11 protein-coding genes are annotated in these 13,183 nt (G+C 36.3%); 6 read left to right on the forward strand and 5 right to left on the reverse strand.

Going from position 1 to position 13,183, the window contains the following annotated elements; translation table 11 throughout:
- The first annotated feature begins 111 nt into the window (after nt 1-111).
- Nucleotides 112-3,285, forward strand: a complete 3,174-nt coding sequence (locus LQ227_RS16190; protein WP_230141482.1) for a peptidase MA family metallohydrolase — start codon at nt 112-114, stop codon at nt 3,283-3,285.
- A gap of 25 nt (nt 3,286-3,310) precedes the next feature.
- On the forward strand, nt 3,311-4,168 hold the full coding sequence (gene blaB3PEDO / locus LQ227_RS16195; protein WP_230141490.1) for a PEDO-2 family subclass B3 metallo-beta-lactamase: 858 nt from the start codon (nt 3,311-3,313) through the stop codon (nt 4,166-4,168).
- Between the two features lie 93 nt (nt 4,169-4,261).
- On the opposite strand, the gene LQ227_RS16200 is transcribed toward blaB3PEDO, so the two are convergent.
- Complete coding sequence (locus LQ227_RS16200; RefSeq protein ID WP_029275228.1) at nt 4,262-4,612, reverse strand: GIY-YIG nuclease family protein; 351 nt, start codon at nt 4,610-4,612, stop codon at nt 4,262-4,264.
- A 133-nt stretch (nt 4,613-4,745) separates the two neighbouring features.
- Here LQ227_RS16200 and LQ227_RS16205 point away from each other — a divergent pair, with 133 nt between their 5' ends.
- From LQ227_RS16205 to bioD, 4 genes are all read left to right on the forward strand, one after another.
- Complete coding sequence (locus LQ227_RS16205) at nt 4,746-5,522, forward strand: LexA family transcriptional regulator (RefSeq protein WP_086546492.1); 777 nt, start codon at nt 4,746-4,748, stop codon at nt 5,520-5,522.
- Nucleotides 5,523-5,600: 78 nt separating this feature from the next.
- The gene (locus LQ227_RS16210) at nt 5,601-6,053 is read left to right on the forward strand and encodes a DUF4890 domain-containing protein (RefSeq protein ID WP_230141494.1); all 453 of its coding nucleotides are present in this window, start codon (nt 5,601-5,603) and stop codon (nt 6,051-6,053) included.
- A 74-nt stretch (nt 6,054-6,127) separates the two neighbouring features.
- Nucleotides 6,128-7,249 (forward strand): pyridoxal phosphate-dependent aminotransferase family protein, encoded by a 1,122-nt coding sequence (locus tag LQ227_RS16215; RefSeq protein ID WP_230141496.1) that lies wholly within the window; start codon nt 6,128-6,130, stop codon nt 7,247-7,249.
- Nucleotides 7,250-7,858, forward strand: coding sequence for a dethiobiotin synthase (gene bioD / locus LQ227_RS16220; protein ID WP_230141497.1), 609 nt, complete (start codon nt 7,250-7,252; stop codon nt 7,856-7,858). It begins immediately after the preceding gene.
- Nucleotides 7,859-8,235: 377 nt separating this feature from the next.
- Here the strand turns inward: bioD and LQ227_RS16225 are convergent, their stop codons facing one another.
- From LQ227_RS16225 to LQ227_RS16240, 4 genes are all read right to left on the reverse strand, one after another.
- Nucleotides 8,236-8,931, reverse strand: a complete 696-nt coding sequence (locus tag LQ227_RS16225) for a GDSL-type esterase/lipase family protein (protein ID WP_230141499.1) — start codon at nt 8,929-8,931, stop codon at nt 8,236-8,238.
- 27 nt (nt 8,932-8,958) lie between these two features.
- The gene (locus LQ227_RS16230; protein ID WP_230149971.1) at nt 8,959-9,858 is read right to left on the reverse strand and encodes a glycerophosphodiester phosphodiesterase family protein; all 900 of its coding nucleotides are present in this window, start codon (nt 9,856-9,858) and stop codon (nt 8,959-8,961) included.
- Nucleotides 9,859-10,012: 154 nt separating this feature from the next.
- Nucleotides 10,013-11,422 (reverse strand): calcineurin-like phosphoesterase family protein, encoded by a 1,410-nt coding sequence (locus tag LQ227_RS16235; RefSeq protein WP_230141503.1) that lies wholly within the window; start codon nt 11,420-11,422, stop codon nt 10,013-10,015.
- Nucleotides 11,423-11,495: 73 nt separating this feature from the next.
- Nucleotides 11,496-13,085, reverse strand: a complete 1,590-nt coding sequence (locus LQ227_RS16240; RefSeq protein WP_230141504.1) for a DUF5689 domain-containing protein — start codon at nt 13,083-13,085, stop codon at nt 11,496-11,498.
- Between the last annotated feature and the right edge of the window lie 98 nt (nt 13,086-13,183).

Below are 13,183 nucleotides of genomic sequence, written 5' to 3' on the forward strand. Positions count from 1 at the left end.
TAAAAAGTGTTAAAATTTTAATACTGTTTTAAACAATTGCTATTTTTATTTCCCAAATCTCGTACAATTTCATTTTCGCAAATTATTGAACTTCATTAAAAAACCACACATATGAAAATAGGCTCTACTTTATTAAAGCGATATTCTTCTTTATTGCTTCTGCTTATTCTTTCTTTTTCTGTTAAGGCCCAATATTTCGGACAAAACAAGGTAAGGTATAAAAAACTCGACTTTAAAGTTTTGCAAACACCCCATTTTGAGATTTATTATTATATCAAAAACGAGAAACTTTTAAAACGGTTTTCGCAAGACGCCGAAACCTGGTACAAAATGCATCAGGAAGTTTTTAGAGATACTTTTTTAAAGAAAAATCCTATTATTCTGTATAATAACCATCCTGATTTCCAGCAAACAACAGCCCTTAACGGAGAAATTGGAATTGGTACAGGTGGCGTTACAGAGGCACTAAAAAACAGGGTGATTATGCCTGTTATGGAGCTAAATAGCCAAACAAGACACGTTTTAGGTCATGAGCTAGTTCATGCTTTTCAATACCACCTTTTGCTCGAAAAAGATTCGATTAGCTTAGAAAATGTTGGGCAAACACCATTATGGATGGTTGAAGGTATGGCTGAATACTTGTCAATCGGAAAAAAGGATGCATTTACTTCCATGTGGATGCGCGATGCCATGTTGAACCGTGATATCCCTTCATTGAAAGATTTAACCAACTCTAATAAATATTTCCCTTACCGTTATGGCCAGGCATTTTGGACTTATATAGGTTCTCAGTATGGCGATACCACCATCGTTCCGTTGTTTAAGAATACTGCAAAATATGGTTATGAAAATGCCATCAGGTATACTTTTGGCTATGATGACAAAACACTGTCGGGTTTATGGAAAAATTCTATCGATGCGCATTATAAACCAATGTTAAAAGCAGATAGTTCGCAGATCAAAATTACGGGTACAAAAATCATCGATAATAAAAACGCAGGCAATATGAACGTTGCCCCTGCCCTTAGTCCAGATGGAAAATATTTGGCTTTCATGTCAGAAAAAGACCTTTTTGGCATTGATTTATTTCTTGCAGATGCCAAAACCGGCAGAATTATCAGGAAGCTGAGCAGTCAGATTTCTAACGGCCATATTGATGATTTCAACTTTATAGAGTCAGCTGGAGCATGGTCGCCTGATAGTAAACAGTTTGCCTTCAGTATATTCAGCCATGGTAAAAACCAGATGATGATTATCAATGTTTCAAACGGAACTACGGTTTCTCAAACAGCTATGGATCAGGTGCAACAATTTGGTAATTTAACCTGGTCGCCAAATGGAAAAGATGTGGCTTTTTCGGGCATGGTTGAAGGACAAAGCGATATCTTCTCTTACAATTTAGACACCAAAACAATTACTCAAATTACTAACGATGTATATTCTGATTATGCACCCAGTTACTCTCCAGATGGTAAAAAATTGGTGTTTTCATCAGATAGAGCGGCAATTCAGGCGAATGTAGTTAATGCAGTATTGCCTATAAACCTAGCTGTTTACGATATCGCTTCTAAAACGGTGAGCAATTTAAATGTTTTTCCAGGAGCAAATAACCTAAATGCACAGTTCTCTTCAAACAGTCAAAATATCTATTTCCTTTCTAACAGAGATGGATTTAGGAATTTATATAAATACAATTTCGCAGATAATACAGTAGATCAGCTAACTGATTATTTTACAGGAATTAGCGGGATTACCGAGTTTTCGCCTGCAATTTCAGTGTCTACAACTGATGATATTGTATACAGCTATTATCGCTACCAACGTTATACTTTGTATAATGCGAAGTTAAGCAGCTTTAAACCGAAACGAATTGGTAATCAGGAAGAAAATTTTGATGCTGCTATCCTTCCTCCGATGGAAAACATCGGTGTAAACATCATCAATTCTAATTTAAATAATTTTGATCGTTTCGAAAAAACCATAGCCGATTCGATGAAAACGGTACCATACAAACCGAAATTCAGGTTAGATTATTTAGCAAATAGTGGCGTTGGTGTTTCTACCAGCCGTTTCGGAACCGGTGTTTCAGGTGGCATTGTGGGTATGTTTAGCGATATATTAGGCACTAATCAAATCATAGCAAATCTATCCGTAAATGGAGAAATTTACGATTTTGGTGGACTAGTAGGTTACATTAATCAAAAAAGCAGAATAAACTGGGGTGCAGCTGTTTCCCATATCCCTTATGTATCAGGGTTTAGGTCTTACGGATACGAAAATATCCCTACAGGTGATAACCAAACTGTTAATGCCTTAGCAGACAGAACAGATATTATTAGAACTTTCGAAGATCAGATCCAGGTTTTTGGGGCTTATCCATTCAGTAAAATACATAGGTTTGAATTGGGTGGTGCATTTTCGCATTATAGTTATAGAGTTGATCGATATAGCAATTATTACAATTCGGCGGGTTACTACATTGGTTCAGACAAAAGCAGGATTTCTAACGACGTTGCTTCTCAAGACTACGGTATTCCATTTAATTCTTTTACACTTTATCAGTTAAACGCTGGCTTTATTGGTGATAACTCTATTTTTGGCCTTACTGGTCCGCTTGATGGTTTTAGATACCGTGTAAGTGGAGAAAAGTATTTTGGCTCTTATAATTTTGCTGGTGTAACTGCCGATCTTCGTAAATATTGGAGAGCTAAGCCAGTAACCTTTGCCGTAAGAAGTTATAACACCTTAAGGATTGGGAAAGATGCAGACAGGCTTTATCCAATGTATCTGGGTTATCCTTATTTAATTAGAGGTTACGAATCAAACTCAATTTACAAAAGTACATCGGCTCAATCGTCAGAATCTTTCGACATTAACCAGTTAACAGGAAGTAAAATAGCCGTTTTTAACTTCGAAGTACGCTTACCTTTTACAGGGCCTAAAAAGTTAGCTGCAATACCTTCTAAATTTTTATTCTCTGATCTGAATTTATTCTTTGATGCAGGATTGGCCTGGACAAATGACACTAAGGTAAAGTTTAAAGGTGAGCCAACTTACACGACAGAACCTGTGTTAGATAACAATGGTGTTCCTGCTAAAGATGATAAAGGAAATCCAGTTACCTATCAATCTACTACAGAACGTGTGCCGGCAATGAGCATTGGTATATCGTTACGGGTTAACGTTTTTGGCTATTTTGTATTGGAACCTTATTATGCTATTCCTTTCCAAAGGAAAGATGTTAAAACTGGAGTGTTTGGTTTAACATTCGCTCCAGGATGGTAGAAGGAAATTAATTGCGAAATTACATATGAAAAAAATATTTTTAATGGTTTTATTGTCTTGCGGTCTGTTGGGTTTTGCTCAAACAGTAACAGAGCCAGCTAATAATCCAAAAGAATGGTCTCAAGCTACAGCGCCATTTAGAATTGCAGGTAATTTGTATTATGTTGGCACTTATGATTTGGCTTCTTATTTAATTGTAACAGAAAAAGGAAATATATTAATAAATACAGGTTTAGCTAATTCGCTTTCAATAATAAAAGAAAATATAAAAGCTTTGGGATTTGATTATAAATCAATCAAAATTTTGCTATTAACCCAGGCCCACTTTGATCATTTGGGCGCAATGGCTGAGATTAAAAAAGAAACCGGTGCAAAACTTTATGTAGATGAGAAAGATGCGGAGGCTCTTGAAACCGGCGGAAAATTGGATTATGAGCTTGGGAAATATGGCATAAGTTTCAAACCTGTAAAACCTGATTTCCTATTGAAGAATAATGATAAAATTAAGTTGGGCAGCACTACTTTAACAATGCTTCATCATCCTGGGCATACTAAAGGATCGTGTAGTTTTATATTTGATACAAAAGATAAAAATTCTAGCTACAAAGTTTTGATTGCCAATATGCCATCCATAATTGTTGACAGAAAATTCTCAGAAATAGCATCGTATAAAGATATCCAAAAAGATTATACTGAAACTTTTAAAGCAATGAAAAAGCTTGACTTTGATCTTTGGGTTGCCTCTCACGCAAGTCAATTTGATCTCCATGATAAACGTAAATCAGGAGACTCTTATAATCCAAAAGTCTTTATGGATAAAAGTAAATTTTTCAAGAATCTTCAAGATCTGGAAAATGTTTTCCTCGAAAAAATAAAAAATTAACCTTTTCCTAACTTGTTAAAAGCGATTAAAATATAAATAATCGCTTTTTTTATGGAGATAGTTTAATTTCTTTTAGTTTAATAAAAGTAACAATTAAGACAGACTCGTAAATGATAGTTTTACCTGATTGCTTATATTCCGATGTAAAAGAATATTTTCGAAATCGAGCCCTATAGTTAAATCAATCCAATCTGGATTACAAGATCTTACCAAACGTTCTTTTTGCATGCGTGTAAACCGACTAATTGATTTAAAACGCAGCAAAGCCTGTGCTTCTGTTTTAAATTCTTCAAAATAAACCAGACGGGTTAATTGCTGCCCGTTATCAAAAAATAAGTTTGGCATCTGTTTATAGAAATCCAGTGTCTTCATTAAATCAGAGCTCATGCCCACGTGCATACTTGTACGATTTCTGTCGGTAACGATATAAACAAACTTTTTCATGATCTTATGTTTAAAACTTAAAACTAAACTATTTAGTATACCCTCTTGCAATTCAAAATAATATTACTAACTTTATGAGCATAAAATTACTAACTATTTTAGTAATTCCAAATTTATTTTAAAATTTATTTTTATGTCAAATATTTCAAATAATTTAAAGTACCTCAGGAAGAAAAAAGGCCATACACAGCAAAATTTCGCTGATATAATGGAAATCAAGAGATCGCTCATCGGGGCTTACGAGGAAGACCGGGCGGAACCTAAATATGATTTGCTAAAAAAAATAGCCGAATACTTTGATCTTACCATCGATGAATTCATCAATGAGAAAATATCTGACAGCTGGAAACCGAAGCCAAAAAGCCAGGGATCTAACCTAAGGGTACTAAGTATTTCTGTTGATCAGAACGATCGCGAAAACATCGAATTGGTTCCGGTTAAAGCAAGCGCTGGTTATTTGAACGGTTTTTCTGATCCTCAATATATTAGCGACCTACCGAAATTTCAACTTCCCTTAGCTGCATTAAGACAAGGCACCTTTAGGGCTTTTGAAATTATGGGCGATAGTATGTTACCTGTTCAACCAGGCAGTGTGATTATTGGCGAATATCTGGATAACTGGAATGAAGTAAAAACTGGTGAAACCTATATCGTAATTAGTAAAAACGAAGGTGTAGTATATAAAAGAGCAGGTAACCGTTTCAGAGAGAATAAAGATTTAAAGCTGATATCGGATAATAAGGTATATGATGCCTATACAATTGCTGCCGACGACATTCTGGAAATCTGGAAAGCTAAGGCATATATATCTACCTCATTACCAGAACCTGCACCAGATCCAACAATGGAAACCTTAACACAGATGATGGCGCAAATGCAGAAGTCAATCTCTCAGTTAAATAAAAATTAACATTTTTTAACAAGGCCCAATTAAACCGTTTGCATTTTTATGTATCTATTGATTTAACGAACACATAAAAAACAAAACATGAAAAAGGCAATTTTAACAATAGCAATTGCAGTAATGGGATTAACCGCTGCATTTGCTCAAGACACTACAAAGAGAGTAAGACGGGCAATGCCTAAAATGACTGCCGAGCAAAGGGCAGAAAAGGTAACCGCCAGATTAGAGAAACAGCTAAGCTTAACCGCTGATCAAAAAACCAAAATTTACGCCATTGAATTGGAAAACGCAAAGAAAATGGAGGCTTGGAGATCTGCTGATCAAGGCGATATGAAAGGCAAAATGAAAGAACGTAAAGCCGCTTTTGATGAGCAAAAAGCTAAAATAGATGGCATTTTAACTGCTGAACAAAAAACCAAAATGGATGCTTTCCGTGCCGAAGCCAAAGAAAAAGGGGAGAAAATGAGAAAAGGAATGGGTGGAAGAGGTAAAAAAGACAAAGCACCTGTAGTTTCTAATCCTCCTGCACAAGGATAAATAGCTCAAACATTAATTAATTATATTTTTGAAAGCGTTCCGATTATTCGGGGCGCTTTTTTTACTTTTGATCGATGAGCAAAATTGAACAGTTTCTTAACGGCAAACTTCAGGAACGAAAAGATAACCTTTCGATCAGGAATTTATCGACGAACACCCCTCCTTTTGATTTTTGTTCTAATGATTATTTAGGTTTTGCCAGATCTAGTGAACTAAAAAAACTGATCGACGATACCATAGCCACACTCCCTAATTACCTGAATGGAGCTGGAGGTTCGCGACTGTTAAGCGGAAATACCGCACTTACCGAAGAAACAGAACAGTTTATTGCCGATTTTCACCTGGCTGAAAGTGGATTGATCTTTAATTCTGGTTATGATGCCAATGTAGGGCTCTTATCAAGCATCCCGCAGCGCGGCGATACCATTATTACTGACGAATTGATCCACGCCAGCATTATAGATGGCTGCAGGTTAAGCCACGCTACGCGTTATAAATTCCTTCATAACGATATAAACGATCTTGAAACCAAACTGAAATTGGCAAAAGGAAACGTATTTGTAGTCGTTGAAAGCGTTTATTCTATGGATGGAGATATTGCACCATTAATAGAAGTATCTAACCTTTGTGAGCGCTACCAGGCCAACCTGATTGTAGATGAAGCTCATGCTACGGGAGTTTTTGGTGCAAGTGGCAGCGGATTGATCAACCAGCTTAATCTGACCAGTAAAGTATTTGCACGAATTGTAACCTTTGGAAAAGCCTTGGGCGTACACGGAGCCATTATTTTAGCAAGTAAAAACTTACGACATTACCTTATTAATTTTGCAAGATCGTTCATTTACACCACAGCTGCTCCCATTCATAATATAGTTGCGGTTAGATCGGCATACCAACACTTAAATAAGATTAATCATCAGTTGATTCATCAAAAAATTGCATTGTTTAGAAAAATGTTAAAGGAGCAAAATATTAATGCACTTGATAGCGAAAGTGCTATTCAAGGTATTTTGTTTTCATCAAATGAAGCGACCAAATTAGCCGCTACGGCGCTGCAAAGCAAAGGTTTTGATGTACGGGCAATATTAAGCCCAACAGTAGCTTTGGGCAAAGAAAGGCTCAGAATCTGTCTTCACAACTTTAATACCGACGAAGAAATTATTTCGTTGGTTAACAATCTTAAAGAATTGAATTAAATGGCTAAATATTTTATCACAGGCATTGGAACAGGCATCGGAAAAACATTAATCAGTGCCATTTTAACCGAAAAACTAAAAGCCGATTATTGGAAACCGATCCAATCGGGAGATTTAGATACCAGCGATAGCATAACGTTAGGTAGTTTAATAAGCAATAATCAAACGGTTATCCAGCCGGAAAGCTACAGATTAACACGACCCCTATCACCGCATTTATCAGCAAGATTAGATGGCATGGACATTGATCTGAAAAAAATCAATATGCCTTTAACGGAGAACAATTTGATTATTGAAGGCGCTGGGGGTTTAATGGTACCCTTAAACGAAAAAGAGCTGATTATCGACCTGATTAAAAAGTTGAATGTTGAAGTGATACTGGTTTCACAAAATTATTTAGGCAGCATTAACCACACACTTTTATCTGTCAATCTGCTTAAGCAATATGAAATTCCGATTAAAGGCATTATTTTTAATGGCGATGAGAATGTGGAAACGGAAAGATATATCCAGCAATATACCAAAATAAAAAAGCTGGGCAATGTACCTAGCTTCAGCGATATCGATAAAGAAAAAGTGAAAGCAGCTGGACAAAACCTTTTTATTTAGTAAAGCCCATAAGCCAATTATAGTCTGTTTTTTTTGGAAAGCAGTTGCCGTACTGCTTTTAAAGTTCGTCCTGTTTTTTGCTTGTAGTCCCAATTTGAAGAAAATCGGCAGCTACCGCGTCAACCAGGTTTAGAGATGTAAAGTCTGTGCAACTATTAATGGTTTAATAGCATAATGCAGAATTTTATTTATTTCTTGAATCTCCACCTCAAATAGTAGTATTGTCACTGCCACCTAAACCCGATCAAAGCGGGATGCTCCCGATTTTTCCATCGGAGCAGAAGCGAGAGCGGGATTGCTGTTAACTAATGCCTCCATCTCTGCTTTCCAAACACATGGTCATCCAACAAGGCAGCAAACAACTATCGCTATAAAAGTTATCGCTCAGTTAAATAACCAGATTTTTTAAGAAAATCGGCCCAAACCTGGTATCCGGCTGGAATAAGGTGTAAACCATCTTTGGTAAGTTCTGCCCTTAAATGTTTGTCCTGATCGGTAAAATTTGGATATAAGTCAATAACTGTTACATTTTTAGCCGTAAATTTTCTGATTTCATCATTTAACCAAAGAATATGTTCGTCTTTGCCATAATGGTTTTTAAATTTTTCGAAAGCACTGTTCACTGGCAAAAGCGTATTGAAATAGATGTGTGTTTTCTTAGAACCTTTTCTGATTCTGGCAATCATTGTTTTATAATTTCTTAAGATCACACTATCTGGAATATTCCGGGAGATATCGTTTATACCAATCAGGATAAAAACCTTTGTCGGTTTGCCATCAATTACATCTTGTAAACGTTCTAAAACACCAAAAGTAATATCGCCTGAAATTCCCCGGTTTTTTGCCTGAGGCAGATCTAAAAGTTTAGCCCAATCCGTGCCAGCAGTAATGCTGTTACCCAAAAAGACAAAATCTGTCTTAGATGTTGGATCGGCTTTAAACTTCGCTACCTGCTCAACATATTTCCCAGGGCGATGGGTACTGTCCCATTTTACTACCTGAGCCGTAGCTGCTGTAAAACTCAACGTAAATACAACAACGGTTACCAATAACTTATTAAAAAGTGCTTTCATATTATACTTTTATAAAGGCCTAAAATACTATTTTGCCTGAACTAAAATATCCGGATAATCAGAAATAATACCATCCACATTTAAGGCTTTTAATTTCTGAATATCGGCTAAGGTATTGGCAGTCCAAGGGATTATTTTTACACCATCTGCATGTGCTTTTTTAACCAGTTCTTCGTTTACCATTTGCCAAACCGGGCTTAAAATAAAGGGGTTATAACCTAAATCGGCAATATTTTCTTCATATGTTTTTTTATTGGCAACCAAAAAAGAGGTTTTCATTTTAGGATACTTTTCGTGAATAATCTGGATCGTCCTTTTATCAAAAGATTGGATTACTACAAAATCAGCGATTTTTTTCTTCAAAATCACATCCATTAAAAGTTTAACAAACTCTTCGGGTTTAGGGTTGGTAATCCCATCTTCTTTTTCGTTACATTTGGTTTCGATGTTATAAAAAAACTGCTTGCGCTTATTTGCCTTAATATCGTGCTGAACAGCATCAATAAGTTCTGAAAGTAAGGGAAGGTATGTTTTTTCTTTTTTCTGCTGAGGAAATTGCTCATAATACTTGGTACCTAGATCAAACTGTTTAATTTCAGCGTAATTCATTCCAAAAATCGGATATTTTTTGGCATCTGTTATCGGAATATCTTTCCCTTCTGGTGTAAGCATAAATGCCGGACTTAGATAGTCATCGTGCGTTACTACTACTTTACGATCTTTAGAGATATGGGTATCCATTTCTAAAGTGGTAATTCCTTCTATTTTCATGGCATTTAACATCGCTAAAATGGTGTTTTCGGGCATAAGTCCTCTTCCGCCACGATGTGCTTCTGCGCTAAATACCGGAAATTTAACTTCCTGGCTAAATGATTTAACCGCAAACGCAGATAAGAAAATAAAAATTACTGTTGTATTAAGTTTCATATTTAGAAGGGATTTTATAGTGGCGTCAGGTGTTACCATCTGACGCTGTTAATCTATAATTAGTTTAGTTTATGAAATTATAATCTGTCAGATGGTAACATCTGACAGCACAAGATATGGTAACATCCGACAGCACGGAACAGGCATAAGGATGTTAAGCATTAATTTCCGCCTCAAATTTTTCTCCGAAGCGGTCGGTGGCCACAACCTTTACTTTTTTAACCGATGGTTCGAAATGTGCTAAAAACAAATGATCTGTTGATCTTGGCTCTACAAACGGCCTTGGATTTGGAAGCTTATCGCCTTTATACAGCTTTACTGCCAGTGGATCATAACCATCTTGTTGAGCTAATACACCCATTGCTTTTCCATCCAGAAAATATTCTACCTTCCATTCAGGATCATAATTCCAAACGTTGGCAATTAACCTTTTCTGATTGGTTAAGGTATCTACATAAATATCAAGTTGTTCTTTCCTATCTCTTCCGGTAGATTTGTAATACCATTTCAGATTGGTTCCATCTACCTCGTAAACGCCGTAGCCACGAGGTGTACCATCTTCACAAATGGGACCTGTCCACCAGCCACCACAAACGGTACCATGGTTATGTTCGTAAATGCCGTTTTTGATTACATTTTTATTAAAATGGGTATGACCCGACATGATATGAACGTTTTCGAAATCTTTTAATACGGCATAAAAATCATTGTTATTTTTAACTGCATTATGTACCGGAATATGAAGGCAGATAATCAGTAATGCATCTTTAGGCACCAGTTGCAGATCTTTGGCCAGCCATTCCAACTGCGTTGGTGTAATATATCCGTCGTAAGTTCTTTCTACCCCTAAATAACGTACATCATCTAAAACTACGTAATGCGCCTTACCCCTGTTAAAAGAATAATATGTTGGGCCGTAATGTGCTTGAAAAGTCCGGTCAGAGGTATCATCACCTCCTTGCCTGTAATCCTGATCATGATTTCCTAATGCCTGAAAAAATGGAATCCCGATTTTGGCAATCGCCTCATCATATGCAGGAAAAAGATCAAAATTATCCCAAACTAAATCGCCTACGCCGATGCCATGAACAGGAGTTTTCCCCATTGTTTTTACAACTTCTCTTGTATCAGGAACTGAAGTTTCCATCATTTGCTGAACATCCTTTTTATTCTTCACCTGAGGATCTGCCCAAATAATAAAATTATGTCTGTTATCATTTTGTTTTAGCGGTTTAAGATCAAAGTTTAATTTACCAGCTGTGTCTGGTTTATAATAATGGCGGGCAATACTGCTTTCTGTTTTAAACTCATAACCCGAAGGTGTGCTGATCCAAACAAAACGGGCAAGCTCGTGGAGTTGGATCTGATAATTACCCATTTTATCGGTCTGTACCACGCTGTAGCCATCTGAAATCACTACTCCTGAAACAGATTTACCTTTGCTGGTTACCGTTCCGCTCACCAATCCATCAACAGCGAATAAGGAAGATGGAAAGGATTTTAAACTAACAAATAAGGTTGTGGTTAATAAAGTTGATTTTTGTATAAATGATCTTCTATTCATTTTTGCTGAGTACCTATTTTAACTAACAAAGGATAGCATGCTACTATTCTTTGTTATATTCATTTATTTTTAATTAATTTTTTAAAACAGTAACGCCTGCTCCGGTTTGCAAATCAGAAATAGTAGCAGTTGTAGACATTACAATATTAGTGAGTAATCTACCTTTTTCCCATCTTCCTGTACTTGTTATATATACACCGCCAAGTTGGATAAAACCACCTCCACTTGTGCCGGTCTGCTCAACTTGAAAACCTAAGCGGTTGGTGTTGCTGCCAGCGGCAAAGAAGTTTTGCTGTAAGCGAGAAGAAGGATTTATTGTAGTGTAATAATCTGTATTTGTAATTCTATAACCAAGTTCTGGTGGGCCTGCAGCATATACATTTCCAGAATTTGGATTTCCTCCGCCATACATAATCACATCTACCGGCATCGTACTTGCATTAACTGTGGTACCTTCAAAAAGAGCTATACCTGCTACATTACCGCTATTTGCTAATAAATTCGTGTTTTTAGTTCCAAAGTTTGCACCATCATTATTTGCGTAATCTACTGCGGCCACCCAGTTTGCTGATGAAATATTTGTTGAGCCAAAACCCCATATCAATTTACTGTAACCACCAACATAAATAAAATCACCTTTTTTAGCAGTACCAGATGTAATGTTAATTTTATAGGTACGTACGCCACCAGTTGCCCATCCATTTGCAGGAGCCGGATTTGCAGAACCTGCATTATTAGTAGTAACCAAAGAGTATGGAGTAACTGAAAAGTCGATATCTTTTGTTACCAATAATTGTACATATTCATATGCTCCCTTTTGAGTTCCGCTAGTTACAGCTTCACTACCTCCCGGATTGGTTAAGTAGCCAGAAATAATTATAGGAGAAGGCTTTACTAACGGCAATGCAAATATATCATTCGCATTACGCACCCATAAAGAAAGCTGGGGCTGGTTGTTTTGTGTTTTAAAATATGCAACTCCAGTAAAATTTGCAGCAGAAGGTAATTGATTACCAGAAAAATTGGCTGTAGCTTCGGTATGTAGTTTTGCTTTACCAAAACCGTCGTTAATGGTTTTATCGCCAGAAAAAGTATCGCCCTGTACCGGCTCGGGTTCTACTACGGCATTACTTACGGTAACCAATGTGTTTTCGTACACTAAAGGTTGAGCAATTAAATTAGCAATATTTACAATTGGCACTTTAATGTTTTTACCAGAAGCAATTTTGTTAACTGCGGTGCTATTTACACCTTCAATTTGAAGCACACCATCTACACGCTTTAAAATTCCACCTTCTACTTTAATGTGCACCGAATCGCCTACTGTATATTTAGCTGCATCTGCACCAATATTTATGGCTATTCCTCGTACCGAGTCAATACCATTACCAACAATTCTTGAGTTTTGAACAACTAATAAATTTTTTGGTGTATTCCCCGCCACAAAATCAGATATTACTACTCCTTTTATAGAGTTGGCACCTTTCATAACAGTTGTATTAAGTACCAAATCGGTTTCCTTATAAGATTTCTTTAAATCAAAATTAGAGATAAAAGGACTTATTGTACCTAACACAAATTCATCTTTTTGTTTATCACATCCTACGATTAATATACATGCAATAACAGCGAAAGCATTTATATATTTTAATGTATTTTTCATCTGTATATAATTTGTTTTTTAATGGTGATGAAGCTATCATGATTTATTCATGTCACTATGTGCTTTTGAAAATCATGATGGTTTCATATTAATTTAAC

The sequence above is a fragment of the Pedobacter sp. Bi27 genome, assembly GCF_918698255.1.
Classification (GTDB): Bacteria; Bacteroidota; Bacteroidia; order Sphingobacteriales; family Sphingobacteriaceae; genus Pedobacter.